General features: G+C 72.3%; 25 protein-coding genes. 12 read left to right on the forward strand and 13 right to left on the reverse strand.

From position 1 onward, the window contains the following. Window positions 1-146: 146 nt before the first annotated feature. A complete protein-coding gene (locus ABD979_RS02105; protein ID WP_345505774.1) occupies window positions 147-518 on the forward strand; it encodes a cupin domain-containing protein in 372 nt (123 codons plus the stop codon). Further along, window positions 518-1,702: an adenosine deaminase gene (locus ABD979_RS02110; RefSeq protein ID WP_345505775.1), complete on the forward strand. Its 1,185-nt coding sequence runs from the start codon at window positions 518-520 to the stop codon at window positions 1,700-1,702. The genes ABD979_RS02105 and ABD979_RS02110 overlap by 1 nt, the downstream gene beginning before the upstream one ends. On the opposite strand, the gene ABD979_RS02115 is transcribed toward ABD979_RS02110, so the two are convergent. The 4 genes from ABD979_RS02115 to deoC form a co-directional block, all read right to left on the reverse strand. Continuing rightward, the gene (locus ABD979_RS02115) at window positions 1,689-2,345 is read right to left on the reverse strand and encodes an AAA family ATPase (protein ID WP_345505776.1); all 657 of its coding nucleotides are present in this window, start codon (window positions 2,343-2,345) and stop codon (window positions 1,689-1,691) included. The two genes, ABD979_RS02110 and ABD979_RS02115, sit on opposite strands and share 14 nt — an antisense overlap. A 3-nt stretch (window positions 2,346-2,348) precedes the next feature. Next, window positions 2,349-3,236, reverse strand: a complete 888-nt coding sequence (locus ABD979_RS02120; RefSeq protein WP_345505777.1) for an aldehyde dehydrogenase family protein — start codon at window positions 3,234-3,236, stop codon at window positions 2,349-2,351. Continuing rightward, window positions 3,233-4,705: an aldehyde dehydrogenase family protein gene (locus ABD979_RS02125; protein ID WP_345505778.1), complete on the reverse strand. Its 1,473-nt coding sequence runs from the start codon at window positions 4,703-4,705 to the stop codon at window positions 3,233-3,235. The genes ABD979_RS02120 and ABD979_RS02125 overlap by 4 nt, the downstream gene beginning before the upstream one ends. Window positions 4,706-4,772: 67 nt before the next feature. Then, the gene (deoC, locus tag ABD979_RS02130) at window positions 4,773-5,741 is read right to left on the reverse strand and encodes a deoxyribose-phosphate aldolase (RefSeq protein ID WP_345505797.1); all 969 of its coding nucleotides are present in this window, start codon (window positions 5,739-5,741) and stop codon (window positions 4,773-4,775) included. A 73-nt stretch (window positions 5,742-5,814) separates the two neighbouring features. Here deoC and ABD979_RS02135 point away from each other — a divergent pair, with 73 nt between their 5' ends. Beyond that, on the forward strand, window positions 5,815-6,480 hold the full coding sequence (locus tag ABD979_RS02135) for a PH domain-containing protein (RefSeq protein ID WP_345505779.1): 666 nt from the start codon (window positions 5,815-5,817) through the stop codon (window positions 6,478-6,480). A gap of 72 nt (window positions 6,481-6,552) precedes the next feature. Here the strand turns inward: ABD979_RS02135 and ABD979_RS02140 are convergent, their stop codons facing one another. Beyond that, entirely contained in the window at window positions 6,553-8,238 is a 1,686-nt protein-coding gene (locus tag ABD979_RS02140; protein WP_345505780.1) for a phospho-sugar mutase, read from the reverse strand. After that, the gene (locus ABD979_RS02145) at window positions 8,235-9,071 is read right to left on the reverse strand and encodes a purine-nucleoside phosphorylase (protein ID WP_345505781.1); all 837 of its coding nucleotides are present in this window, start codon (window positions 9,069-9,071) and stop codon (window positions 8,235-8,237) included. Before ABD979_RS02145 ends, ABD979_RS02140 begins: the two co-directional genes overlap by 4 nt. 79 nt (window positions 9,072-9,150) lie before the next feature. Here ABD979_RS02145 and ABD979_RS02150 point away from each other — a divergent pair, with 79 nt between their 5' ends. Then, window positions 9,151-10,563 carry an NAD(P)H-quinone dehydrogenase gene (locus ABD979_RS02150; RefSeq protein WP_425583893.1) on the forward strand — a complete coding sequence of 471 codons (1,413 nt, stop codon included), beginning with the start codon at window positions 9,151-9,153 and terminating at the stop codon, window positions 10,561-10,563. Here the strand turns inward: ABD979_RS02150 and ABD979_RS02155 are convergent. Then, a complete protein-coding gene (locus ABD979_RS02155) occupies window positions 10,551-10,775 on the reverse strand; it encodes a hypothetical protein (RefSeq protein ID WP_345505782.1) in 225 nt (74 codons plus the stop codon). The genes ABD979_RS02150 and ABD979_RS02155 overlap by 13 nt on opposite strands. Before the next feature lie 113 nt (window positions 10,776-10,888). Between ABD979_RS02155 and ABD979_RS02160 the strand changes: the two genes are divergently transcribed. Beyond that, window positions 10,889-11,200: an antitoxin gene (locus ABD979_RS02160; protein WP_345505783.1), complete on the forward strand. Its 312-nt coding sequence runs from the start codon at window positions 10,889-10,891 to the stop codon at window positions 11,198-11,200. A 75-nt stretch (window positions 11,201-11,275) separates the two neighbouring features. On the opposite strand, the gene ABD979_RS02165 is transcribed toward ABD979_RS02160, so the two are convergent. Next, window positions 11,276-13,051, reverse strand: a complete 1,776-nt coding sequence (locus ABD979_RS02165) for an acetyl/propionyl/methylcrotonyl-CoA carboxylase subunit alpha (RefSeq protein ID WP_345505784.1) — start codon at window positions 13,049-13,051, stop codon at window positions 11,276-11,278. A 118-nt stretch (window positions 13,052-13,169) separates the two neighbouring features. On the opposite strand from ABD979_RS02165, the gene ABD979_RS02170 reads away from it, so the two are divergent. The 4 genes from ABD979_RS02170 (at window position 13,170) to ABD979_RS02185 (ending at window position 16,973) form a co-directional block, all read left to right on the forward strand. Beyond that, window positions 13,170-14,012 carry an aldo/keto reductase gene (locus ABD979_RS02170; RefSeq protein WP_345505785.1) on the forward strand — a complete coding sequence of 281 codons (843 nt, stop codon included), beginning with the start codon at window positions 13,170-13,172 and terminating at the stop codon, window positions 14,010-14,012. 39 nt (window positions 14,013-14,051) lie between these two features. Then, window positions 14,052-14,582 carry a DUF3806 domain-containing protein gene (locus ABD979_RS02175; RefSeq protein WP_345505786.1) on the forward strand — a complete coding sequence of 177 codons (531 nt, stop codon included), beginning with the start codon at window positions 14,052-14,054 and terminating at the stop codon, window positions 14,580-14,582. Between the two features lie 29 nt (window positions 14,583-14,611). Continuing rightward, entirely contained in the window at window positions 14,612-15,472 is an 861-nt protein-coding gene (locus ABD979_RS02180) for a tryptophan 2,3-dioxygenase (protein WP_345505787.1), read from the forward strand. Between the two features lie 67 nt (window positions 15,473-15,539). Beyond that, window positions 15,540-16,973 carry an APC family permease gene (locus ABD979_RS02185; protein ID WP_345505788.1) on the forward strand — a complete coding sequence of 478 codons (1,434 nt, stop codon included), beginning with the start codon at window positions 15,540-15,542 and terminating at the stop codon, window positions 16,971-16,973. Window positions 16,974-17,009: 36 nt separating this feature from the next. On the opposite strand, the gene ABD979_RS02190 is transcribed toward ABD979_RS02185, so the two are convergent. From ABD979_RS02190 to ABD979_RS02205, 4 genes are all read right to left on the reverse strand, one after another. Continuing rightward, a complete protein-coding gene (locus tag ABD979_RS02190; protein ID WP_345505789.1) occupies window positions 17,010-17,636 on the reverse strand; it encodes a helix-turn-helix domain-containing protein in 627 nt (208 codons plus the stop codon). A gap of 258 nt (window positions 17,637-17,894) precedes the next feature. Beyond that, window positions 17,895-18,353: a SufE family protein gene (locus ABD979_RS02195; protein WP_345505790.1), complete on the reverse strand. Its 459-nt coding sequence runs from the start codon at window positions 18,351-18,353 to the stop codon at window positions 17,895-17,897. 13 nt (window positions 18,354-18,366) lie between these two features. Further along, window positions 18,367-19,242: a sulfurtransferase gene (locus ABD979_RS02200; RefSeq protein WP_345505791.1), complete on the reverse strand. Its 876-nt coding sequence runs from the start codon at window positions 19,240-19,242 to the stop codon at window positions 18,367-18,369. A 25-nt stretch (window positions 19,243-19,267) separates the two neighbouring features. Continuing rightward, a complete protein-coding gene (locus ABD979_RS02205) occupies window positions 19,268-19,654 on the reverse strand; it encodes a MerR family transcriptional regulator (protein ID WP_345505792.1) in 387 nt (128 codons plus the stop codon). Between the two features lie 87 nt (window positions 19,655-19,741). On the opposite strand from ABD979_RS02205, the gene ABD979_RS02210 reads away from it, so the two are divergent. The 3 genes from ABD979_RS02210 to ABD979_RS02220 are packed head-to-tail and all read left to right on the forward strand — an operon-like array spanning window position 19,742 to window position 23,740. Continuing rightward, window positions 19,742-20,920, forward strand: coding sequence for an acyl-CoA dehydrogenase family protein (locus tag ABD979_RS02210; protein WP_345505793.1), 1,179 nt, complete (start codon window positions 19,742-19,744; stop codon window positions 20,918-20,920). Then, window positions 20,917-22,479, forward strand: a complete 1,563-nt coding sequence (locus ABD979_RS02215; RefSeq protein ID WP_345505794.1) for an acyl-CoA carboxylase subunit beta — start codon at window positions 20,917-20,919, stop codon at window positions 22,477-22,479. Before ABD979_RS02210 ends, ABD979_RS02215 begins: the two co-directional genes overlap by 4 nt. Then, on the forward strand, window positions 22,433-23,740 hold the full coding sequence (locus ABD979_RS02220; RefSeq protein ID WP_345505795.1) for a hypothetical protein: 1,308 nt from the start codon (window positions 22,433-22,435) through the stop codon (window positions 23,738-23,740). Before ABD979_RS02215 ends, ABD979_RS02220 begins: the two co-directional genes overlap by 47 nt. Here the strand turns inward: ABD979_RS02220 and ABD979_RS02225 are convergent. Then, complete coding sequence (locus ABD979_RS02225) at window positions 23,731-24,396, reverse strand: Maf family protein (RefSeq protein ID WP_345505796.1); 666 nt, start codon at window positions 24,394-24,396, stop codon at window positions 23,731-23,733. The genes ABD979_RS02220 and ABD979_RS02225 overlap by 10 nt on opposite strands. Between the last annotated feature and the right edge of the window lie 112 nt (window positions 24,397-24,508).

Genomic DNA, 24,508 nt, shown 5'->3' on the forward strand with positions numbered 1-24,508 from the left:
AGCCCTTCAGCGCCGATGGTACTGCACTGGTGACGGTGTGGGAGAGTAGGACGCAGCCGGACAACCATTAGTCAACGAGCCCCACCGCACACGCGGTGGGGCTCGTTGCGTTTCCCGGTCGTTTTCGCGTCCACTAGGGTTGGCTCGTGCCTCATCTCATTCCCTCCCCGACCCGTATTCCCGTGCCCGGTGGCAAGGTCATCGACGAGCACGTCGGCGCTGTGAACACGCCGGACGCCGCCCTGCAGGCCTCCGTCTCGGTCGCGCGCATGGTCGCTCCCGCGGGCTGGTCGGAGCCGTTCCAGACACCCGAGTTCGACGAGATCACGCTCGTCCTGGCCGGCACCGTCATCATCGACCACGACGGCGGTTCGCTCGAGGTCTCGGCGGGTCAGAGCGTGGTCACCCGCGGGGGAGAGCGCATCCGCTACTCCTGCGGGCCCGAGGGTGCCGAGTACGTCGCCGTGTGCCTGCCGGCCTTCTCGCCCGACTCCGTGCACCGTGAGGAGGAGGCGTGATGAGCACCGACGAGCTGCGCCGGGCGCCCAAGGTCCTGCTCCACGACCACCTCGACGGAGGGCTGCGACCGCAGACGGTGCTCGACCTCGCGGCGGCGGTCGGTTACGACGACCTGCCGGCCACGGACGCCGAGTCGCTGGGCACGTGGTTCCGGGAGAGCGCCGACTCCGGGTCGCTGCCGCGCTACCTCGAGACGTTCGACCACACGCTGGCCGTCATGCAGACCCGTGAGGGGCTGTTCCGCGTCGCCAGCGAGTGCGCCCAGGACCTCGCCGCCGACGGCGTCGTCTACGCCGAGAGCCGCTACGCACCGGAGCAGCACCTGACCCGGGGCCTGACGCTGGAGGGCGTCGTCGAGGCCGTCAACGCCGGCCTGCGCGACGGCGAGGCCCGGGCGGCGGCAGCCGGTCACCCGATCCGGGTCACCGCCCTGCTCACGGCCATGCGGCACGCGGCCAAGTCCACCGAGATCGCCGAGCTGGCGATCCGCTACCGCGACGACGGCGTCTCCGGCTTCGACATCGCCGGGGCGGAGGCGGGCTACCCGCCCACCCGTCACCTCGACGCCTTCGAGTACCTCCGCCGCGAGAACTTCCACTTCACCATCCACGCGGGCGAGGCCTTCGGCCTGCCGTCGATCTGGGAGGCCATCCAGTGGTGCGGGGCCGACCGGCTCGGCCACGGCGTGCGCATCGTCGACGACATCACGATCGACGGCTCGCCCTACGCCGACTGGGTCGAGGGCCACAAGCACGACGCCGACGCCCTGACCGCCCTCGAGCTCGACCGGGTGCGCCTGGGCCGGCTCGCGGCCTACGTGCGCGACAAGCGCATCCCGCTCGAGATGTGCCCGAGCAGCAACCTGCAGACCTCGGCCGCGCCCTCCATCGCGCTGCACCCGATCACCCTGCTGCGGCGACTGCGCTTCCGCGTCACCCTCAACACCGACAACCGGCTGATGAGCGGCACGACGATGAGCCGCGAGGCCGAGCTGCTGCGCGACGAGGCCGGCTGGTCGCTCGACGACCTGCGGTGGGTGACGATCAACGCCATGAAGTCGGCGTTCATCCCCTTCGACGAGCGCCTCGCCCTCATCGACGACGTCATCAAGCCCGGGTATGCCGCCCTGTCCGGCGGCGCGGCGGGGGAGGGCGTGTCGGGCGGGGTCGTCAGCCCCGCGTAGCGGCGGAGTGCACGAGCGCCTCCAGCTCCCGCTCGGCCTCACGTGGGTGGATGCAGCGGGCGCCGTGCGCCTGCGCCTGCGCGATGACGTGCGGCTCGTCGCGCCAGAGCGCGAGGCCGCGGCGGAGCAGGATGTGCGGCGGCTTGCGGCGCTCGGAGAGGTCGCGCACGAAGCGTCGCACGGCGGTCAGCGTGCGGTTCTGGCGCACGCACAGGGCGTCGGCGAGCAGGCCCTCAGCACGCAGGTCGTCGACGAGGCGTCCGGCGAAGAGGCCCTCGGCGAGCACGTAGTCGGTCGGGCCGGCGGTGACGACGTGGTGGCCGGTGACGCGGGAGGCCCCGATGTCGTAGACCGGCACGTCGACGCGTCCGTCGTCGACGAGGGCGCGCAGGGCGGCGACGGCTGCTTCGGCGTGCCACGAGTCCGCGTGGTCCCAGTCCGGGATGCCGAGCGGTGAGCGCGGCAGGGCCGGGTCGTCGGCCTCGCGGTAGAAGTCGTCGAGGCGCACGACCGGCCAACCGTGGGCGGCGCTCAGCCGGGCCGAGAGCCGGCTCTTGCCCGCGCCCGACGGGCCGGTGAGCAGGATGACCCGGCCCCGGTGCCGGTCAGCGGCACCAGCGCCGGAGCCGTCCGCAGCGGTCACCGGTCAGAGGCCCTTGGGGTGCCAGACGGTCTTCGTCTCGACGAAGGCGCGGATCCGGCCGAGGCCCGGGTCGGCGGTCCAGTCGGGCTCGACCGCGGCGCCGTCCTGCAGCGCCGGGCGCAGCACGCGCTTGAGGTTGCCGGCCGCGTCGGCCTCGAGGGCCGCCCAGTCGACGCCGTCGGCACCGGCCGCACCGGCGAGGTCGATGGCGTTGACGTCGCGGTGCGACGCGAGCCACGAGGCGACCTCCGCGGTGCGGGCCGTGATGAGGTTGACGACGCCACCGGGCACGTCGGAGGTGGCGAGCACCTCACCGAACGTCACGGCCGGCAGCGGACGGTCGGCCGACGTCACCACGACCGCGGTGTTGCCCGTCGCGATGACGGGGGCGACGACCGACACGAGGCCGAGCAGCGAGGAGGCCTGCGGCGCAAGGACGCCCACGACGCCGGTCGGCTCGGGGGCCGACACGTTGAAGTAGGGGCCGGCGACCGGGTTGAGGTTGCCGAGCACCTGCGCGATCTTGTCGGTCCATCCGGCATACCAGACGACGCGGTCGACCGCGGCGTCGACGACGACGGACGCCGCGCGGGCGGTGAGGCCCTCGGCGGCGCCGACCTCCTCGACGAACTGCGCGCGCCGGCCCTCGAGCACCTCGGCCACGCGGTAGAGCACCTGGCCGCGGTTGAACGCGGTCGCTCCCGCCCACCCGGGCTGCGCGGCGCGGGCGGCGACGACGGCGTCACGCACGTCCTTGCGCGAGCCCATCGCGGCGTTGGCGAGGAACTGGCCCGAGGCCGAGACGACCTCGTAGGACCGGCCCGACTCGCTGCGGGGGAACTTCCCGCCGATGTAGAGCTTGTAGGTCTTGCGCACGTCGAGGCGGCTCATCGGGCGGCTCCCGTCAGGGTCGCAGGTGCAGTGGTCAGGTACGCCTCGAGCCCGTGGCGGCCGCCCTCGCGGCCGTAGCCGGACTCCTTGTAGCCGCCGAACGGCGAGCTCGGGTCGAAGCGGTTGAAGGTGTTGGCCCAGACGACGCCGGCCTTGAGGTGGTCGGCCATCCAGAGGATGCGCGAGCCCTTCTCGGTCCACACGCCCGCGGAGAGGCCGTATGCCGTGTTGTTCGCCTTCGCGACCGCCTCCTGGGGCGTGCGGAAGGTCAGCACGGTCAGCACCGGGCCGAAGATCTCCTCCGTCGCCACGCGGTGCGTCTGCGAGACGCCGGTGAGCAGGGTCGGTGGGAACCAGAAGCCCTTGGCCGGCAGCGTGCAGGCCGGGCTCCAGCGCTCCGCGCCCTCGGCGACGCCGGCGTCGACGAGCGTCGTGATGCGGTCGAGCTGCTCGCGGGAGTTGATCGCGCCGAGGTCGCTGTTCTTGTCGAGGGGGTCGCCGACGCGGAGCGTCTGGAGCCGGCGCTTGAGCCGGGCGACGACCTGGTCGTGCACGTTCTCCTGCACGAGCAGGCGTGAGCCGGCGCAGCAGACCTGCCCCTGGTTGAAGAAGATGCCCCCGACGATGCCCTCGACGGCCTGGTCGATGGGCGCGTCGTCGAAGATGATGTTCGCGGCCTTGCCGCCGAGCTCGAGGGTCGCCTTCTTGCTCGTGCCGGCGATCGAGCGGGCGATCGTCTTGCCGACGTCCGTCGAGCCGGTGAAGGCGATCTTGTCGACGTCGGGGTGCTCGACGAGCGCCTGGCCTGTGCGGCCGTCGCCCGTCACGATGTTGACGACGCCGGCCGGCAGGTCGGCCTGCTGGCAGACCTCGGCGAAGAGCAGGGCGCTGAGCGGCGTCGTCTCGGCGGGCTTGAGCACCACGGTGTTGCCGGTGGCGAGGGCCGGGGCGACCTTCCACGCGAGCATGAGCAGCGGGAAGTTCCAGGGGATGATCTGGCCGACGACCCCGTGCGGGCGGGCGGGGGCCTCACCCGGGGTGCTGAGGCCGGCATACTCGAGCTTGTCGGCCCAGCCCGCGTGGTAGAAGAAGTGCGCGGCGGCCGTGGGGACGTCGAAGTCGCGGGTCTCCTTGATCGGCTTGCCGTTGTCGAGGCTCTCGAGCACGGCGAACTCGCGGGCGCGCTCCTGCAGGATGCGGGCGATCCGGAAGAGGTACTTGCCGCGCTCGGCGCCGCTCATCCGGCCCCAGACGCCGTCGAAGGCGCGGCGCGCGGCGGCGACCGCCTTGTCGACGTCCTTCGCGCTCGCCTGGCTGACCTCTGCGAGCACCGTCTCGTCGGCCGGGTTGATCGTCGGGAACGTCGCCTTGGGGCGGGTGAAGGCGCCGTCGACGAAGAGCCCGTAGGACTTCTCGATCGTGACGACGGCCCGAGACTCCGGGGCGGGGGCGTACTCGAAGGTGGGCATCAGCGTGTCTTTCGTGGGCGCGGGTGGAGGTCGCGGGTGTGCGTCGCCGGGAGGCGGGCGCGGGCGGTCAGTCGATCGTGACGTAGTCGGCGCCGGAGTAGACGCCGGTCGAGAGCTTCTGGCGCTGCAGGAGCAGGTCGTTGAGCAGGCTCGAGGCGCCGAAGCGGAACCACTGCGGGGTCAGCCAGTCCTCGCCGGCGATCTCGCTCACCATGACGAGGTACTTGATGGCGTCCTTCGTCGTCTTGATGCCACCGGCCGGCTTGACGCCGACCTGCACGCCGGTCAGGTCGCGCCAGTCACGCACGGCCTCGAGCATGACGAGCGTGACGGGAAGGGTGGCTGCGGGCTGCACCTTGCCGGTCGAGGTCTTGATGAAGTCGCCGCCGGCGAGCATCGAGAGGAACGAGGCACGGCGCACGTTGTCGTAGGTCACGAGCTCGCCGGTCTCCATGATGACCTTGAGGTGGGCGGCGCCGCAGGCCTGCTTCACGGCGGCGATCTGGTTGAAGACGGTGAGGTAGTCGCCGGCGAGGAACGCGCCCCGGTCGATGACCATGTCGATCTCGTCGGCCCCGGCCTCGACGGCGTCGCGGGTGTCGGCGAGCTTGACCGGCATGCTCGCGCGGCCCGACGGGAACGCGGTCGCGACGGCGGCGACGTGGATGCCGCTGTCACCGAGGGCGGCCTTCGCCGTGCCGACCATGTCGCCGTAGACGCAGATCGCGGCGGGCCGCGGCGTCGTGGGGTCGCTCGGGTCCGGGACGAGGGCCTTGGCGCAGAGCGAGCGGACCTTGCCGACCGTGTCGGAGCCCTCGAGGGTCGTCAGGTCGATCATGCCGATGGCGGTGTCGATCGCCCACGCCTTGCTCGTCGTCTTGATCGAGCGGGTGGCCAGGCCGGCGGCCCGGGCCTCGCAGCCGACCTGGTCGACGCCGGGGAGGCCGTGCAGCCACGTCGTCAGGGCGTGGTTGGTGAGGCGTGAGACCCCGAGGACGTCGCGCGCCTGCGCGGTCAGGTCCTGCGCGGTAGGCATCGTCGTGCTAACAGTCACCACGGGAGTGTAGCCGCCCGGTGAGGGGGCCTGCGCCGCGTGAGAGGCTCGGGCGGTGACCACCGAGCCGCCCACGCCGCCGCCCACGCCGCCGTCCACGCCCTCGCCGGCGTCGTCGCCCGCCGACCCGGGCGGCGCCGCCTCGCGCACGCTGCGACCCGGCTCCGCCGTCCTCGTCGGGGTCGTCGGCGGGCTCGCCGGGCTCGGCCTGATCGTGCCCGCGCTGCTCACCTCGCCGCGCAGCTGGGCGCTCATCTCGACGGTCGTGCTCGCGCTCGTGCTGCTCTGGCTCTTCGTCGTGCGCCCAGCGGTCGTCATCCACCCCGAGGGCATCCGGCTCGTCAACCCGATGCGCGTCGTCGAGCTGACCTGGCCGGCCATCACCGAGGTGCGCTCGCGCTGGGCGCTCGAGCTGGTCGCCGACGGCCGCCGCTACACCGCGTGGGGCGTGCCGGCCGACCCGGGGCGTCCCCGCTACGGCCGCAACCTGCTCACCGCGCCGGCCAACAAGGTGCGCGGCAAGGGCACGTCCGAGACGCCGGCCAGGCCCAAGGTCGAGGCCCAGGTCGTCGCCGCCGAGGTCGAGGCGCGCATGGCGGCCGACCGCCGGCGCAAGGACGGCCGCACGCCGAGCATCGCCACGCGGGCCTGGGACCCCGTGTCGGTCGGGCTGCTCGCCGCCGGCCTCGCCTTCTTCGTCATCGGCACCTTCGTCGCCTGAGGGTGCCGACCGGGCTCGCGCGCAGGGTGGCGCCCCGCCGGCCGGGCCCGCGCGGCGGGCCCGGCCGGCGGCTCAGAGCGCGGTGAGCCGCTCGAGGTCGGCGCGGATGGCCGCGAGCCGGGTCTCGGCGACCGCGCGAGCCTCCGACAGGCCGGCCGGCCCGGCCACGGGCTCGATGACCTCGAGGTAGACCTTCACCTTCGGCTCGGTGCCGCTGGGGCGCACGATGATGCGCGAGCGGTCGACGAGGTGGTGGCGCAGGCCCTCGGTGGGCGGGAGGCCGCCGTCGCCGCGGCTGAGGTCGTCGGTGCGCTCGACGTCGATGCCGGCGACGGAGACCGGCGGGTTCGCGCGCAGCCGGCCCATCAGGGCGTCGGTCTGGGCGAGGTCCGAGACGCGCACCGAGAACGAGTCGGTCGCGTGCACGCCGTGCTCGACGGCGAGGTCGTCGAGCAGGTCGGTCAGGGACCGCCCCTGGGCCTTGAGCGTGGCGGCCAGCTCGGCGAGCAGCAGGGCGGCGCTCACGCCGTCCTTGTCGCGGACGAGCTGCGGGGCCACGCAGTAGCCGAGCGCCTCCTCGTAGCCGTAGCGCAGGCGGTCGACGCGCGAGATCCACTTGAAGCCGGTCAGGGTCTCCTCGTGGGCGACCCCGGCCGCCGCCGCGATCGAGGCCAGCAGCCGCGAGGAGACGATGGAGTTGGCGAAGACGTCGCGCCGGCCGACACCGCGGCTCACGACGTGCGCGCCGAGCAGCGCGCCCACCTCGTCGCCGCGCAGCATCCGCCAGTCGCCGAGCGCCGGGTCGAGCACGGCGGCCGCGCACCGGTCGGCATCCGGGTCGTTGGCGATGACGAGGTCGCAGCCCACCGCGCGCGCCCGGGCCAGGGCGAGGTCGATGGCGCCCTTCTCCTCGGGGTTGGGGAAGGCGACGGTCGGGAAGTCGGGGTCGGGCACGGCCTGCTCGTCGACGGCGACGGGCGCCTCGAAGCCGGCGCGGAGGAAGGCGGCGTGCACGGTGCCGTGGCCGACGCCGTGCAGGCTCGTGTGCACGATGCGCAGGTCGCGCGGGGAGCTCGGGTCGACGACGGTCGCGACGGCGTCGACGTAGTCCTCCAGCAGGTTGTCGCCGAGCGTCTCCCAGCCCTCCGGGGCGCGCGGCACCTCGGCCACCCGCTCGACGCGGTCGATGTGGGCGGCGATCTGCGCGTCGACGGGCGGCACGATCTGGCTGCCGTCGCCGAGGTAGACCTTGTAACCGTTGTCCTGCGGGGGGTTGTGGCTCGCCGTCACCATGACGCCGGCGTCGGCGCCCACGTGGCGGATCGCGAATGCGAGCACGGGGGTCGGCAGCGGCGCGGGGAGCAGCAGGGCGCGCCCGCCGGCGGCCACGACGACCGCGGCCGTGTCGCGCGCGAACACGTCGGAGTTGTAGCGGGCGTCGAAACCGATGACGACGCACGGCTTCTCGCCCACCCCGCCCTCGTCCTTGAGGTATGCCGTCAGGCCGGCCGCCGCGCGGATGACGACGCTGCGGTTCATCCGGTTGGGCCCGGCGCCGAGGGCGCCGCGCAGCCCGGCCGTGCCGAACTCGAGCAGACCCGACATCCGGTCGGCGAGGTCGGCACGCGCCGCCTCGTCGCCGTCCGTCGCGGCCGTGAGGAGCGTGTCGAGCTCGGCCCGGGTCGTCGGGTCGGGGTCGTCGTCGCGCCAGGCCCGTGCGGCTGCCAGGAGCACGTCGGTCGTGTCGGTGGCCGTCATGCGAGGCGGCCCACGACGTCGGCGAGCAGGCGCCCGCATCGCTCGGCCGCGAGCTGGCCGGCCTCGAGGACCTCCGCGTGGCTGAGGGGTGAGTCCGAGATGCCGGCGGCGAGGTTGGTCACGAGCGAGATGCCGAGCACGTCGAGCCCGACCTGGCGGGCGGCGATGGCCTCGAGGGTCGTCGACATGCCGACGAGGTCGCCCCCGAGCACCTTGGCCATCTGCACCTCCGCCGGGGTCTCGTAGTGCGGCCCGCGGAACTGGACGTAGACGCCCTCGTCGAGGCCCGGGTCGACCTCGCGGGCGAGCTCGCGCAGGCGCGGCGTGTAGAGGTCGGTGAGGTCGACGAAGTTCGCGCCCTCGACGGGGGAGTGGGCCGTCAGGTTGATGTGGTCGCGGATCAGCACGGGCGTGCCGGGTGACCACGCGGGGTTCAGCCCGCCGCATCCGTTCGTCAGCACGATCGTCGTCGCACCGGCAGCCTTGGCGGTGCGGACGCCGTGGACGACGGAGCGCACGCCGCGGCCCTCGTAGAAGTGGGTGCGGGTGCCGAAGACGAGGGCGCGCCGACCTGTGTCGCCGATCGCGACCGAGCGCATGCTGCCCGAGTGACCGGCCACGGCGGCGGCGTGGAACCCGGGGACGTCGGCGTTGTCGACCGTCGCGAGCGTCTCGCCGATGAGGTCGGCGGTCTGGCCCCAGCCGGAGCCGAGCACGAGCGCGACGTCGTGGCGCGGGGCGCCGGTGCGCTCGGCGATGACGGCGGCTGCATCGGCCGCGGCCTGGAAGGGGTCGGTGGACGGGTCGCTGAGATCACGCTGGGTACTGGTCACGCTCAGGACTCTAGCGAGGTGCCCCGCGGCTGGGCACGCTCGCCGCCGGGTTCGGGGCGGGTCGTGCCGGGATGGTTGGATGGAGCCCGTGATCACGCGCGAGACTTCCGTTGTCATCATCGGCGGCGGCCCCGGTGGCTACGAGGCGGCCCTCGTGGCGGCCCAGTTGGGGGCGCAGGTCACCATCGTCGAGCGAGACGGCATCGGCGGCGCCGCGGTGCTCACCGACTGCGTGCCGAGCAAGGCCCTCATCGCGACCGCCGACTACATGTCGGACTTCGAGGTCGCGTCCTCGCTCGGGGTGCGGTTGCAGGACGACGACGGCGACGAGGTGTCCGACGCCGTCGCCCAGGCGCACACGGTCAACGGCCGCATCCTCGAGCTCGCTGCCGCCCAGAGCTCCGACATCCAGGGCAGCCTCGAGCAGGTCGGCGTGACGGTGCTGCGCGGGTCGGCCCGGGTGGCCGCCCGCGACCTCGTCGTGGCCGAGCTGCCCGACGGCACCAGGCACGAGCTGCGCGCCGACGTCGTGCTCGTCGCGACCGGCGCGGCCCCGCGCGTCATGGACACCATGCGCCCCGACGGCGAGCGCATCCTCACGTGGCAGCAGATCTACTCCCTCGAGGAGCTGCCGGAGCGCATCGTCGTCATCGGGTCCGGCGTCACGGGCGCCGAGCTCGCGCAGGCCTACCTCGGCCTCGGCTCCGAGGTCGTGCTCGTCTCCTCCCGCGACCGGGTGCTGCCCGGTGAGGACGCGGACGCCGCCACGGTCATCGAGGACGTCTTCCGCAAGCGCGGCATGGAGGTGCTGAACAAGTCCCGTGCGGCCTCCGTCGAGCGCACCGCCGACGGCGTCGTCGTCACCCTCGTCGACGGGCGCACCGTCGAGGGCTCGCACGCCCTGCTCGCCGTCGGCTCGGTGCCGAACACCGCCGGCCTGGGCCTCGAGGAGGCCGGCGTCGAGCTGGGCCCGGCGGGCCACGTCCAGGTCGACCGCGTGTCGCGCACCTCGGCCGGCGGCATCTACGCCGCGGGCGACTGCACCGGCGTGCTGCCCCTCGCCTCGGTGGCCGCCATGCAGGGCCGCATCGCCATGTGGCACGCCCTCGGTGACGCGGTCGCGCCCCTCAACGTGCGCGGCGTGGCCGCGAACATCTTCACCGAGCCCGAGATCGCGACCGTCGGCATCAGCCAGAACGCCGCCGACGAGTCACCCGACGTGGAGTCGGTCACGCTTCCGCTCGCCCGCAACCCGCGGGCCAAGATGCAGGGCATCTCCGAGGGCTTCGTCAAGCTCTTCTGTCGCAAGGGTCACGGCACCGTGCTCGGTGGAGTCGTCGTCGCGCCCAAGGCGTCGGAGCTGATCTTCCCGGTCGCGCTCGCCGTGCAGAACCGGCTCGGCGTCGACCAGGTGTCGAGCACCATCACGGTCTACCCGTCGCTGTCCGGCTCGATCGCCGAGGCGGCGCGCCAGCTGCATCAGTCGGACTGAGCAGGCCCCTCGCCGGACGCGTCGCGCCGCTCCAGCTCGGCGAGCCGGTCCTCCTCGGCCCAACGCTCGCGGCGCCGGCGCGAGACGGCCTCCCGCAGCTTCTTCTGCAGCGGGTAGAGCACGGCACCGACGACGAGCAGGATGAGCAGGTTCGTCGGGTTGAGGACCGGGCCGGGGTCCGCGGTCGGCAGGCTCGTCAGGGTCGGCAGCACCCCAGCAGTGTGCCAGAGGCGTAGCGTCGAGCCCGTGGCGGCGTCGCCGTCACGTCGGGGCGTAGCCGGGTCGACCGGCGCCCCGACCGGTTGGCATCGTGGAGGCACAAGGTATGAGCGACTGGATCCAGAAGGCCAAGGACTTCGTCACGGGTCATCCCGACCAGGCCCAGCAGGGCATCGACAAGGCCGAGGAGCTCATCAACGAGCGCACGGGCGGTAAGTACGCCGACAAGATCGACCAGGGCACCGACAAGCTCAAGGAGACCCTCGGGCTGCCGCCCGACGACACCGCGGGGCCGTCGGAGATCCCGCCGGCCACCGAGCCGGCGAGCGAGCCTGTCCTGCCCGGCACGCCGAACCCGAACCTTCCAGGCGCGGGCGGCGACATCACGCTCGGCGACCCGCCGGCCAAGCAGGGCTGACCCGGCCACGGAACCCCGGGACGACGAGGGCCGACCCGCCGTGCGGCGGGTCGGCCCTCGGGCGTGCTGCGGGTCTCAGCCCTCGGCGTCGGTGATCTCGGCGAGCACGGCGCCCGAGGCGACCGTCTCACCGACGGTCGCCGTCAGGCCGGAGACGACCCCGGCCTTGTGCGCGGTGATCGGCTGCTCCATCTTCATCGCCTCGAGGACGATCACGAGGTCGCCGGCCGCCACGGTGGCGCCGTCCTCGACGGCGATCTTGACGATGGTGCCCTGCATCGGGGCGGTGAGCGAGTCACCGGAGGCCGCGCCCCCGGACCTGCCGCCGCCGGAACGCTTGGGCGCCTTCTTCCTGGCCGACGCGCCGCCGCCGCCGAGCGACAGACCTCCGGGCAGCGACACCTCGAGGCGCTTGCCGCCGACCTCGACGACGAGCGTCTGGCGCTCCTGCGCCTCGGGCGCATCGGCCGCGCCGCCGGCATACGGCTCGACGGTGTTGTCCCACTCGGTCTCGATCCAGCGGGTGTGGATGGTGAAGGGGCTGCCGTCGGTGGGTGCGAAGGCCGGGTCGGAGACGACCGCGCGGTGGAAGGGCACGACGGTCGGCATGCCCTCGATCGTCAGCTCGGCGAGCGCGCGGCGGGCCCGCTCGATGGCCTGCTGCCGAGTTCGGCCGGTGACCACGAGCTTGGCGATCATCGAGTCGAAGGCGCCGGCGACGGTGTCGCCCTCGACGATGCCGGCGTCCCAGCGCACGCCGGGGCCGTGCGGCACGACCATCCGGGTCACGGTGCCGGGAGCGGGGAGGAAGCCGCGGCCGGCGTCCTCGCCGTTGATGCGGAACTCGATCGAGTGGGCGTGCGGCTCCGGGTCGCCGTAGTCGAGCGACTCGCCGTCCGCGATGCGGAACTGCTCGCGCACGAGGTCGATGCCGGTGACCTCCTCGGTCACGGGGTGCTCGACCTGCAGGCGCGTGTTGACCTCGAGGAAGCTGATGTCGCCGGCAGGCCCGACGAGGAACTCGCAGGTGCCGGCGCCGACGTAGCCGGCCTCCTTGAGGATCGCCTTGCTCGCGCGGAGGATCTCGGTGTGCTGCGCCTCGGTGAGGAACGGCGCCGGGGCCTCCTCGACGAGCTTCTGGTTGCGCCGCTGGAGCGAGCAGTCACGCGTCGAGACGACGACGACGTTGCCGTGCTGGTCCGCGAGGCACTGGGTCTCGACGTGCCGGGGGTGGTCGAGGAAGCGCTCGACGAAGCACTCGCCGCGGCCGAAGGCCGTCACGGCCTCGCGGACGGCGGAGTCGTAGAGGTCGGGGATCTCCTCGATGGTGCGGGCGACCTTGAGGCCGCGGCCACCGCCGCCGTAGGCCGCCTTGATGGCGACGGGCAGCCCGTGCTCGGTCGCGAAGGCGACGACCTCGTCGGCGCCGGAGACCGGGTCCTTGGTGCCCGGCACGAGTGGTGCGCCGGCCTTGGTGGCGATGTGGCGGGCCTTGACCTTGTCGCCGAGGGAGTCGATGGCGTCGGGCCCCGGGCCGATCCACACGAGCCCGGCGTCGAGCACGGCCTGCGCGAAGGAGGCGTTCTCGGCGAGGAAGCCGTAGCCGGGGTGGACCGCGTCGGCGCCGGCCTGGCGGGCGACCTCGAGCAGCTTCTCCTGGACGAGGTAGCTCTCGCCCGGCGTCGAACCGCCGAGGGAGTAGGCCTCGTCGGCGACCTTGACGTGGAGGGCATCCCGGTCGGGATCGGCGTAGACCGCCACGGACGTGATGCCGCTGTCGGTGCAGGCCCGCGCGATGCGGACGGCGATCTCACCACGATTTGCGATCAGGACCTTGCGAATGGATGCCATGGAGCGGACTCTATCGGGCTGACGTGGCGTCGAATCGGGCTCCTCGCGCGTATTCCCGGGCGTCTCAGAGTGAGGTCGCGCACATCGCCGGGGCGACCGCCGACCTAGCGTGAGGAGCATGACGACACACCAGTCAGTCCCCACGCTCGCCCTCGGCCACGCCACCACCCCCGGTCTCGCCGTCCCGCAGCTCGGCTTCGGCGTCTGGGAGGTCCCGGACGCAGAGGTCGACGCGGCCGTCGGCCGTGCCCTCGAGATCGGCTACCGCCACATCGACACGGCCCGCATCTACGGCAACGAGGAGGGCGTCGGCCGCGTCCTCGCCTCCGGTTCCGTCGACCGCGACGACGTCTTCGTCACGACGAAGGTCTGGAACGACGACCACACGAACGTCCCCGCGGCCTTCGACGCCTCGATGGGCCGGCTCGGCATCGACGTGCTCGACCTCTACCTCATCCACTGGCCGGCGCCGGAGCAGGACGCCTACGTCGACGCGTGGAAGGCCATGCTCGAGCTGCAGCGCGAGGGCCGGGTCCGCTCGGTCGGCGTCTGCAACTTCCAGGTGCCGCACCTGCAGCGCCTGCTCGACGAGACCGGCGTGCTGCCCTCGATCAACCAGATCGAGCTGAGCCCGTACCTCCAGCAGCGCGAGCTGCGCGCGTTCCACGCCGAGCACGGCATCGTCACCGAGGCCTGGAGCCCGCTCGCCGTGCGCGCCGGGCTGCTCGAGGACCCCGTCGTCGTGCAGCTCGCCACGAAGCACGGCGTCTCGGCCGCCCAGCTCGTGCTGCGCTGGCACGTCGAGCTCGGCAACGTCGTGCTCACCCGGTCGGTCACCCCGGCCCGCATCGCCGAGAACTACGAGATCTTCGGCTTCTCGCTCGGCGCCGACGACCTCGCGGCCCTCGAGGGCCTCGACCGGGGCACCCGCACCGGGCCCGACCCCGACACCTTCGGCTGACCTGACGCCGGTCGGCGCGGAGCCACTAGATTGGCTGGCATGGGACTGTTCTCGCGCAAGGGCAAGGACGACTCCGCCGCGCCGACCGACGTGAACGAGGGCGTCGTCGACGGCTCGGACGACGGCGACACCTCCGACGGCGACGAGGCGGGCCACACCGGACGCCCCGTGGCCGTGCCGCTGGGTGACGCCGAGCGCGCCCGCATCGAGGCCGCCCTGCAGCACGCGTCCGGCGAGGGGGTCGACGTCGACGACCTCGCCTCCATCGGCGCGCACTTCGACACGGCGTACCGCCGCTGGTCGGCCGAGGGCGGCTCCGGTGAAGGCCCCGACGTCATCGTCGAGACGTATGCCGTCGCGATCGGCGAGCACCTGGCGCGCCACAGCGCCCGCGACTGGGCGGTCGTCACCGACGTCTTCGGCACCGACCTCGGTCTCGTCGCGGCCCGCGCCGACACCGTGGTCGTGCCGCACAACCTCGTCGGCGCGCGCTGGATGCGCGGCGAGACGGGCTGGATCCCCGGGGTCGTGTCGCACCTCGTGCAGCTGCGCCCCCGCCCCCGGTCCTAGCCCCTACGTGGCGGCCTAGGATCGCAGCCATGGCCACGGACGACCGGCGCAGCAGGCGCGACCTCGAGGAGGGCATCCAGCGCGACTTCACGCGCAAGATGTCCTACGGCGACTACCTCCAGCTCGACACGCTGCTCAGCGCGCAGCGGCCGCTCAGCGAACCGGCCCAGCACGACGAGCTGCTCTTCATCATCCAGCACCAGACCTCGGAGCTCTGGCTGAAGCTGCTGATCCACGAGCTCCGTTCTGCCAGAAGCCTGCTCAAGGACGACGAGCTGGCACCCGCCCTCAAGCGCCTGGCCCGCGTCAAGCACATCCAGCACACCCTCACCGACCAGTGGTCGGTCCTCGCGACGCTCACCCCGAGCGAGTACGCGCAGATCCGCCCCTTCCTCGCCGCGAGCTCGGGCTTCCAGTCCGCCCAGTACCGCGAGGTCGAGTTCCTCCTCGGCAACAAGAACGCCGACATGGTGGCGGTCTTCTCGCACGACGACGGAGCGCGGTCCGCGCTCGACGAGCTGCTGCGCGAACCGAGCCTCTACGACGAGTTCCTCGCCTACCTCGGGCGGCGGGGGTATGCCGTCCCGGCCGAGCTGCTCGACCGTGACTGGAGCCAGCCCTACCGTCTGCACGACGGTCTCGTCGACGTCTTCGCCGGCGTCTACGCCGAGCCGGCCGAGCACTGGGGTGTCTACGAGACGTGCGAGGAGCTCGTCGACCTCGAGGACAACTTCCAGCAGTGGCGTTTCCGGCACCTGCAGGTCGTGCAGCGCACCATCGGGCAGAAGACCGGGACCGGCGGCTCGACCGGCGTCGACTTCCTGCGGCGCGCGCTCGACCTGACGTTCTTCCCGGAGCTCTACGAGGTGCGCACCCGCGTCGGAGGCTGACGCCGGCGAGGCGTCAGGCCGTTGCCACCCGTTGCCGTGGGATCCGTTGTGGGACAGGGTGGTGGCCATGTCACAGGTTGCAGAGGAACAGGGGACGACCGAGAGCGGCGAGCTGAAACGGGTCATGGGGCCAGGGCTGCTCCTGCTCTTCATCGTCGGCGACATCCTCGGGACCGGCGTCTACGCCCTGACGGGTGACGTGGCGGCCGAGGTCGGCGGGGCGGCGTGGGCGCCGTTCATCGTGGCCTTCGCCATCGCGATGGTGACGGCCTTCAGCTACCTCGAGCTCGTCACGAAGTACCCGCAGGCCGCGGGTGCGGCGCTGTACACGCACAAGGCGTTCGGGATCCACTTCCTGACGTTCATCGTCGCCTTCACCGTCATGTGCTCGGGCATCACGTCCGCCTCGACGGCGTCGCGGGCGTTCGCGTCGAACCTCGCCAAGGGCTTCGGGCTCGACGACGGCAACGCGACCCTGATCATGGGCATCGCCCTCGGGTTCATGGCACTCGTGGCCCTCGTCAACCTCCGGGGAGTGGGCGAGAGCGTCAAGGCCAACATCGTGCTGACGCTCGTCGAGCTCTCCGGACTGCTGCTCGTCATCTTCGTCGGCTTCTTCGCGATCTTCGCCGGCAAGGGTGACTTCTCGCGGACGATGATCTTCGAGTCGCCGAGCGACAAGTCGACGTTCTTCGCCGTCACCGCCGCCACGTCGCTCGCGTTCTTCGCCATGGTCGGCTTCGAGGACTCGGTCAACATGGCCGAGGAGACGAAGGACCCGGTGCGCACCTTCCCGCGGATGATGATCACGGGCATCGGGATCACCGGTGTCATCTACGTGCTCGTGTCGCTGTGCGCGGTCGCGATCGTGCCCGTCGGGGACCTGGCGGCGAGCGACACCCCGCTCGTGACCGTCGTCGAGCGGGCCGCGCCGGGGGTCCCCATCAAGGACCTCCTGCCCTTCATCTCGATGTTCGCCGTCGCGAACTCGGCGCTCATCAACATGCTGATGGCCTCACGGCTCCTCTACGGGATGAGCCGCCAGGAGGTGCTGCCGCGGTTCCTCGGGCGGGTGCACGCCCGACGCCGCACCCCGTGGGCCGCCATCGTCTTCACCACGCTGCTCGCGTTCGGGCTCATCGTCTACGTCTCGGGCGCCAGCGAGGACGCGGTCTCGGCCCTCGGCGGCACCACGTCGCTGCTGCTGCTCGGCGTCTTCACGATCGTCAACATCGTCGTGCTCGTGCTCCGCCGTGATCCGCAGAGGAGCGACCACTTCGTCACGCCCTCGGCGCTGCCCATCATCGGCGCCGTCGCCTGCTTCTTCCTCGTCCTGCCGCTGTCGGGCCGGCCCGCGGAGCACTACCGGATCGGTGGCGGGCTGCTCGCCCTCGGGGTCGTGCTCTGGGCGCTCACCTGGCTGGCCAACCGTGGGCTCCGGGCCAAGAAGACCTACTTCCGCGACACCGACGACCTCGGCGGCGACGGCCCCGTCAACTGACGGTCGCCGCAGGGCGTGCCACCCCCGGCGCGGCTCTCACTGGCACTCGCACTCCCGCACGCACAGCTCCTCGAAGCACGCGTCCGGGCACCAGCACTCGATGTCGGGTCCCGGTGCCGCCGACACGCGGGGCTGCGGGCCGCGCATCAGCCGGCGGCGCAGCGCGAGCTGTGCCTCGGTCGGGTGGTCGGCCGGCCGTTCCCGCCCAGCGACCGACGAGGAGTCAGCGGCCTCCGCGCGAGCGGTGGGGGCGGACGCGTCCCGTCGCGCCCGGTGGCGGTACCACCCCCGCGCCGGTTCCCGGTCGTAGCGGGGGAAGGCCCAGCGCTCCCGGGGCACCTCGTCCGGCGGCGCCACGTCGAGGTGCGCCGGGAACCGTCGGCCCTGGTTGTCGCGGACCGCGTCGGCCGGCACCGGCCGCACCGACCGGCCGTTCTCGTCGACGACCACGAGCCGGAGCCCCGCGAAGGACAGCACGGAGGCGAAGGACTCGAGGTCGACCCGCGTGAGCCCCTGCTCGAGCCGGCCGATGGCCGACTGGGAGGACCCGACCCGGCGAGCGAGGTCGCGCTGGCTGAGGTCGGCCAGGCGGCGCACGCGGACCACGAACCTCCCGGCCAGCGAGTGGTCCGACCAGTCGGGCTGCGCGTCCTCGGCGTCCATGGGCTGACGATGGCAGCGACCTCCGACACTCGACGACCGGTCGAGCCGGCCCCTGTGGACAGCAGTGGCCTCCGCCCATGCGTCACTGACCCGTTCTCCGGGTCAGTGACGTAGCGGTCCTCCGCGGGGAGGGGCCGGCGGCTACGTCAGTGACCCGTTTTCCGGGTCAGTGACGTAGCGGTCCTCCGCGCGGAGGGGCCGGCGGCTACGTCAGTGACCCGTTCTCCGGGTCAGTGACGTAGCGAGCGGGGGACCACGTCAGGCGGTGGCGGTCCTGGCGCGGACCTGGCGCTTGATCCGGGCGAGCATGGCGACCATGCCGCGCATGCGCAGCGGGGACACGGCCTCGGCGAGGCCGAAGCGCATGGGCGCGTCGTCGGGGACGGCGAGCACCTCGGCCGCCGTGAGGCCGTCGAGGCCCTCGTGCAGGATGCCGGCGAAGCCGCGGGTCGTGGGCGCCTCGGCGGGTGCGTCGAAGAAGAGGTGGACGGCGCGCGCGTCGAGCGCGTCGCCGTCGTCGACCTCGACGGTGAGGAAGAGCGGTGACTGGCACTCGTCGACCCGCTCGAGCTGGTCGAGGTGGCCGACGTAGCGCTCGGGGAGGCCGGGCAGCTCGTCGCTGAACTCGAGCAGCAGCTGGAGCTTGAGGTCGTTGGTCGCCGACCGGAAGTCCTCGGCGATCTCGGCGAGGGACGGGGGGAGGGGTGTGTCGCTCACGGGGACCGCCGACTCACTTCTCGATCGGGACGCGCACGGAGTTGCCCCACTCGGTCCACGAGCCGTCGTAGTTGCGCACGGCCTCGAAGCCCAGCAGGTGGGTCAGCACGAACCACGTGTGTGACGACCGCTCGCCGATGCGGCAGTAGGCGACCACGTCGTCGGTGGGGGCGAGGCCCTGCTCCGTGAGGTAGATCGCCTCGAGCTCCTCGCGCGAGCGGAAGGTGCCGTCGTCGTTGGCCGCCCGAGCCCAGGGCACCGACTTCGCGCCGGGGATGTGCCCGCCGCGCATCGCGCCCTCCTGGGGGTAGTCGGGCATGTGCAGCAGCTCCCCGGAGAACTCACCGGGGGAGCGCACGTCGACGAGGGGCTTGCCGAGGTGGGCGAGCACGTCGTCCTTGAAGGCGCGGATCGGGGCGTCGTCGCGCTCGGCGACGGGGTAGTCGACCGCCGCGGGCGTCGGTACGTCGCGGGTCAGCTCGCGACCCTCGGCGACCCACTTCGCGCGCCCGCCGTCGAGCAGGCGCACGTCCTCGTGGCCGAAGAGGCTGAAGACCCACAGGGCGTAGGCCGCCCACCAGTTGCTCTTGTCGCCGTAGATGACGACGGTCGTGTCGCGGCTGATGCCGCGCGAGCCCATCACCTCGGCGAAGCGGGCGCCGTCGACGTAGTCACGCGTCACCGGGTCGTTGAGGTCGACGTGCCAGTCGATCTTGAGGGCCCCGGGGACGTGGCCGGTGGCGTAGAGGAGCACGTCCTCGTCGGACTCGAGCACGACGATGCCGTCGGGTCCGCCGACAGAGCCGGCGGCGATCTGCTCGGCGAGCCACTCGGTCGTGACGAGGCGCTCGGGGTGGGCGTAGGCCGCGATCTTCTCTTCAGCGCTCATGCGCTCCATCGTGTCACGCGTGTCGTCAGGCCAGCTTGTCGAGGTCCTCGCGGCAGCGCCTCTCGAACTCGCCGAGCTCGGCGATGGCGTCCTGGATGTCGCGCAGGCGCTGCTCGAGGTCGTCACGGCGCTCGTCGATCTGGCCGAGCACGTACTCGAGCTGCGTGCGGCGGCCACGGGGCGCGTCGAAGAGGTCGATGATCGTGCGGATCTGCTCGAGCGGGAAGCCGAGCCGCTTGCCGCGCAGGATGAGCCCGAGGCGGGTGCGGTCGCGACGGTGGTAGACGCGCTGGGTGCCCCGGCGCTCGGGGGTGATGAGGCCGAGGTCCTCGTAGTGGCGGACCGTGCGGTGGGTGACGCCGAACTCCTCGGCCACCTGCGCGATGGTCCACGTCGTCGGCGCACTTGTCATGGACCCGATAGTGCTTTACGTTTACGTCAACGTCAAGCACGCGTCACGAGCGCGTGATGGCGTCCGACCTTCTCCAGGAGAACAGCGATGTTCGAGCTCAGCCAAGACCACGAGGACTTCCGCATGGTCGTCCGCGACTTCGCCGAGAAGGAGGTCGCACCGCACATCGCCAAGTGGGACGCAGCCTCGTACTTCCCCACCGACCTCGTGCCGAAGATGGGTGACCTCGGCCTCTTCGGCCTCGTCGTGCCGGAGGAGTACGGCGGCGCCGGGGACGCCGGCGACTTCACGAGCCTCTGCGTGGCCATCGAGGAGCTCGGGCGCGTCGACCAGTCGATCGGGATCACGCTCTCGGCGGGCGTCGGCCTCGGCATCAACCCGATCCTCACGTACGGCACCGAGGAGCAGAAGCAGCGCTTCCTGCCCGACCTCGTGGCCGGTCGCGCGCTCGCCGGCTTCGGGCTCACCGAGCCCGAGGCGGGCTCGGACGCCGGCGCGACGCGCACCAAGGCCGTGCGCGACGGCGACGAGTGGGTCGTGAGCGGCGCCAAGGCGTTCATCACCAACTCCGGCACCGACATCACCTCGGTCGTCACCGTCACGGCCCGCACCGGCACCAACGCCGACGGGTCGGCGCAGATCTCGGCCGTCATGATCCCCTCCGACACGCCCGGCTTCGTCGTCGAGCCGGCGTACCACAAGCTCGGCTGGCACGTGTCGGACACCCACGGCCTCACCTTCGAGGGCGCTCGTGTGCCGGCCGACCACCTGCTCGGCGAGGAGGGCCAGGGCTTCAAGCAGTTTCTCAAGACCCTCGACGACGGCCGCATCGCCATCTCCGCGCTCGCCCTCGGCTGCGCCCAGGCGTGCCTCGAGCTGGCCACCGACTACGCGAAGACGCGCATCGCGTTCGGGCGGCCCATCGGGGTCAACCAGGGCGTCTCGTTCCAGCTCGCCGACCTCGCCGTCATGGTCGAGAGCGCGCGCCTGCTCACGTACAAGGCCGCCTGGCTCAAGGACGAGCTGCACGCCGGTCGCCGATCGGTCAAGGAGGTCAAGCAGGCCGCCGCCATCGCCAAGCTGCAGTCCACCGAGGCTGCCGTCACCGCGACGCGCATCGCGACACAGGTCTTCGGCGGCAACGGCTTCATGGAGGAGTACCCCGTCGCCCGCTTCTACCGGGACGCCAAGATCCTCGAGATCGGCGAGGGCACGTCCGAGGTGCAGCGGATGCTCATCGCCCGGGGACTGGGCCTGCCGGCATGAGCGCCGAGACGAACCCGCACGCCGACCCGCGCGTCGCCGACGTCCGCGCCCGGCTCGAGGCCGCGCACGCCGCGTCCGCCAGCGCGCCCGAGAAGGCGCAGGCCAAGCTCGACGCGCAGGGCAAGATCTACGTCCGCGACCGCATCGCGCTCCTCTTCGACGAGGGCAGCTTCGTGGAGGACGGCCGCTACGCGAACGCGCTCGCGGCCGGGCTGCCGGCCGACGGCGTCGTGACCGGGCGCGGGACCGTCGACGGGCGTCCGGCGATCGTCATCGCCAACGACCCGACGGTCAAGGCCGGCTCGTGGGGCGCCCGGACGGTGGAGAAGATCGTCCGGGCCACCGAGATGGCGCTGCGCGAGGAGCTGCCGGTCTTCTGGTTCGTCGACTCCGCGGGCGCCCGCATCACCGACCAGGTCGAGATGTTCCCCGGGCGCCGCGGCGCCGGCCGCATCTTCCACAACCAGGTCGCGCTGTCCGGCAAGGTGCCGCAGATCTGCTGCCTCTTCGGCCCCAGCGCCGCGGGCGGGGCCTACATCCCCAGCTTCTGCGACCTCATCATCATGGTCGAGGGCAACGCCTCGATGTATCTCGGCAGCCCCCGGATGGCCGAGATGGTCGTCGGCGAGAAGGTGTCGCTCGAGGAGATGGGCGGTGCCCGGATGCACTGCACCGTCTCGGGCGTCGGTGACCTCCTCGCCCACGACGACGCCGAGGCCATCGAGCTCGCCAAGCTCTACTTCTCCTACGTGCCGGGGAGCTGGCGCGACCAGCCCCCGACCTACGAGGCGGAGGCGCCGGCCGTGCCGCTGACGCGCGAGACGGTGCCCGAGCGCGAGTCGGTGCCCTTCGACATCCACGACGTCATCGAGGGCCTCGTCGACGAGGACTCGTTCTTCGAGCTGAAGCCGCTCTGGGCCGGTGAGCTCGTCATCGGCTTCGGACGCCTCGACGGCCACAGCGTCGGCATCGTCGCCAACAACTCCATGGTCAAGGGCGGCGTGCTCTTCACCGACAGCGCCGACAAGGCCGCCCGCTTCATCTGGCTGTGCGACGCCTTCGGCATCCCGCTCATCTACCTCGCCGACGTGCCGGGCTTCATGATCGGCTCGGAGGTCGAGCGCGGCGGCATCATCCGGCACGGCGCCAAGATGGTCAGCGCGGTCTCGTCGGCCACCGTGCCGCAGTTCTGCGTCGTCGTCCGCAAGGCCTACGGCGCCGGCCTCTACGCGATGGGTGGGCCCGGGTTCGGGCCCGACGCGACGATCGCCCTGCCCACGGCGCGGATCGCCGTCATGGGCCCCGAGGCCGCGGTCAACGCCGTCTACGCGAACAAGATCGCCGAGATCGCGGACCCGCAGGAGCAGGCGGAGTTCGTCGCGGCCCGCCGCCGCGAGTACGAGGAGGACGTCGACATCGAACGGCTGGCCGCCGACCTCGTGCTCGACTCCGTCATCGAGGCGGATGAGCTGCGCTCGGACCTCGTGCACCGTCTGGCTTATGCTTCCCGGCGTGACCGTCACTTCAGCGAGCGCCGACGCGCCGTCCCGCCGGTCTGAGCCGCGTCTCGGTCACCGCCTCGAGCACCCCGACCGGGAGGAGGAGGCGCGCACCCCCTTCTGGCGGCGTTTCCCCGTCTGGTTCCCGTTCGCGGTCTACGCCGTGTCGCGGCTCGTCGTCTGGGTGGCCGCGACCTACCTGTCGCGCTTCCAGATCCCGCTGCCGATCGGCACGGCGAACATCCGCATCTTCTACCCGTCACCCGCCGACCCCGGCTACCTCGCCGTCATGACCGGCTGGGACGGGCAGTGGTACCGCGTCATCGCCGAGCAGGGCTACCCGGCCGTGCTGCCCCGGGTCGGCTGGGGCGGCATCGACATGAACCCGTGGGCGTTCTTCCCGGTGTTCCCGATGTCGGTCGGTCTGATCATGACGGTCACCGGGCTGCCCTTCGCGCTCGTCGCGCCGCTGCTCTCGACGGCCATCGGGTTCGCGGCCATGCACCTGCTCTTCAAGCTCGTCGACCAGGCCGTCGGGCGGTGGGAGGCCATCGTCGCCGTCGTCGCGACGTGCTTCTTCATCGCCTCGCCGGCCTTCTCCGCGTCCTACACCGAGTCGACCGCGCTGCTCGGCGTCGTCACCGTGCTCTGGCTGCTCCGCCGGCGGAGCTACGGGTGGGTGGCGGTCGCGCTGCTCGTGCTCTCGCTGAGCCGCAACGTCGTCATCGCCATGGTGCCGGTCATCATCGCCCACGCGGTCGTGCGCTGGCGACAGGGGGACGAGGGCGCGCACCCCACGCGGTTCCGGGTGGGGATGGCGGCGCTCGCGGCCTACGCGGGGGCGCTGACGTGGCTGTGGCCGACGATCGTGTCGATCGCGACGGACACGCCCAACGCCTACAACGACACGATGCTCGCCTGGAACATCGAGACGAAGATCAAGCTCTACCTCTGGTGGAACCTGCTCAACGACTACGGCGGCGTGCTCGCCCAGGTCGCAGGGGTGCTCGGCGTTGCCGCCTTCGCGTGGTTCATGCTCTCGAAGCACTCGTGGCGCTGGGGGCCGGAGATCTGGGGCTGGGCGGGGGCGTACCCGGCATACATCATCCTCGTGACGAGCACGACGCCGAGCCGCGTGCGCTACGCGCTGCTCGCCTTCCCGATGACGCTCGTCATCGCGTGGTTCCTCCAGCTGCGCTGGTGGGCGCGGTACCGCTACTGGGCGCTGCTCGCCATCGTCGTCGTCGGCGCCGCGCTGATGTGGTGGTGGACCGAGCACTACCTCGTCATCGAGAACCTCACCGACGACCTCTACCCCTGATCGACCCCGCCCACGACGTCGAACCAGCCGATGCCGGCGTCGGCGAGCAGCTCGCGCAGCAGCGGCAGCGAGAGGCCGACGACGTTGTGGTGGTCGCCCTCGACCGCGGTGACGAACGCGCCGCCGAGGCCGTCGATCGTGAAGGCGCCGGCCACGGAGAGCGGCTCACCCGTCGCGACGTAGGCGTCGACCTCCTCGTCGGACAGGTCGGCGAAGTGGACCGTCGTCGACGCCGTCGCCCCGAGGGTCGCTCCGCCCGCGCCGCGGTCGTCGACGAGCCAGTGGCCCGTGTGCAGCACCCCCGAGCGGCCGCGCATCCGGCGCCAGCGACGGGTCGCCTCGGCCGCGTCGGCCGGCTTGCCGTGCACCTCGCCGTCGAGCTCGAGCACCGAGTCGCACCCCAGCACCACGCCGCCCTCGTCGACGCGGGCGGCGACGTCCTCGGCCTTCGCCCGGGCCAGCAGCAGTGCGACGTCGGCCGGCTCGAGCACCCCGTAGCGCTCGGTGGCCTCGGCCACGGCGAGGTCCTCGTCGACGCCGCTCACGACGACGACGGGCTCGATGCCTGCCGACCGCAGGGTCGCGAGGCGGGCGGGCGAGGCGGAGGCGAGGACGAGCGGGACGGAGGGCGTGTCGGGGACGGTGCTCGGCGGCATACGGCCATCGTAGGTGGGGCCCGGGGACGCGGAACGGCGCCGCCCCCGGGTGGGGAGCGGCGCCGTCGTGCGGCCTCAGCGTGCGTCAGCCGATGGCGGTCGTCTGCGCGGA

Source organism: Terrabacter aeriphilus (assembly GCF_039542985.1).
GTDB classification, from domain to species: Bacteria; Actinomycetota; Actinomycetes; order Actinomycetales; family Dermatophilaceae; genus Terrabacter; species Terrabacter aeriphilus.

Excerpts from the sequence above, each read along its gene's own strand:
- ABD979_RS02110 (WP_345505775.1), top strand. The coding sequence starts at position 518 with ATGAGCACCGACGAGCTGCGCCGGGCGCCCAAGGTCCTGCTCCACGAC.
- ABD979_RS02120 (WP_345505777.1), bottom strand. The coding sequence starts at position 3,236 with ATGAGCCGCCTCGACGTGCGCAAGACCTACAAGCTCTACATCGGCGGG.
- ABD979_RS02125 (WP_345505778.1), bottom strand. The coding sequence starts at position 4,705 with ATGCCCACCTTCGAGTACGCCCCCGCCCCGGAGTCTCGGGCCGTCGTC.
- deoC (WP_345505797.1), bottom strand. The coding sequence starts at position 5,741 with ATGCCTACCGCGCAGGACCTGACCGCGCAGGCGCGCGACGTCCTCGGG.
- ABD979_RS02140 (WP_345505780.1), bottom strand. The coding sequence starts at position 8,238 with ATGACGGCCACCGACACGACCGACGTGCTCCTGGCAGCCGCACGGGCC.
- ABD979_RS02150 (WP_425583893.1), top strand. The coding sequence starts at position 9,151 with ATGGAGCCCGTGATCACGCGCGAGACTTCCGTTGTCATCATCGGCGGC.
- ABD979_RS02160 (WP_345505783.1), top strand. The coding sequence starts at position 10,889 with ATGAGCGACTGGATCCAGAAGGCCAAGGACTTCGTCACGGGTCATCCC.
- ABD979_RS02165 (WP_345505784.1), bottom strand. The coding sequence starts at position 13,051 with ATGGCATCCATTCGCAAGGTCCTGATCGCAAATCGTGGTGAGATCGCC.
- ABD979_RS02170 (WP_345505785.1), top strand. The coding sequence starts at position 13,170 with ATGACGACACACCAGTCAGTCCCCACGCTCGCCCTCGGCCACGCCACC.
- ABD979_RS02175 (WP_345505786.1), top strand. The coding sequence starts at position 14,052 with ATGGGACTGTTCTCGCGCAAGGGCAAGGACGACTCCGCCGCGCCGACC.
- ABD979_RS02180 (WP_345505787.1), top strand. The coding sequence starts at position 14,612 with ATGGCCACGGACGACCGGCGCAGCAGGCGCGACCTCGAGGAGGGCATC.
- ABD979_RS02185 (WP_345505788.1), top strand. The coding sequence starts at position 15,540 with ATGTCACAGGTTGCAGAGGAACAGGGGACGACCGAGAGCGGCGAGCTG.
- ABD979_RS02190 (WP_345505789.1), bottom strand. The coding sequence starts at position 17,636 with ATGGACGCCGAGGACGCGCAGCCCGACTGGTCGGACCACTCGCTGGCC.
- ABD979_RS02200 (WP_345505791.1), bottom strand. The coding sequence starts at position 19,242 with ATGAGCGCTGAAGAGAAGATCGCGGCCTACGCCCACCCCGAGCGCCTC.
- ABD979_RS02205 (WP_345505792.1), bottom strand. The coding sequence starts at position 19,654 with ATGACAAGTGCGCCGACGACGTGGACCATCGCGCAGGTGGCCGAGGAG.
- ABD979_RS02210 (WP_345505793.1), top strand. The coding sequence starts at position 19,742 with ATGTTCGAGCTCAGCCAAGACCACGAGGACTTCCGCATGGTCGTCCGC.
- ABD979_RS02215 (WP_345505794.1), top strand. The coding sequence starts at position 20,917 with ATGAGCGCCGAGACGAACCCGCACGCCGACCCGCGCGTCGCCGACGTC.
- ABD979_RS02225 (WP_345505796.1), bottom strand. The coding sequence starts at position 24,396 with ATGCCGCCGAGCACCGTCCCCGACACGCCCTCCGTCCCGCTCGTCCTC.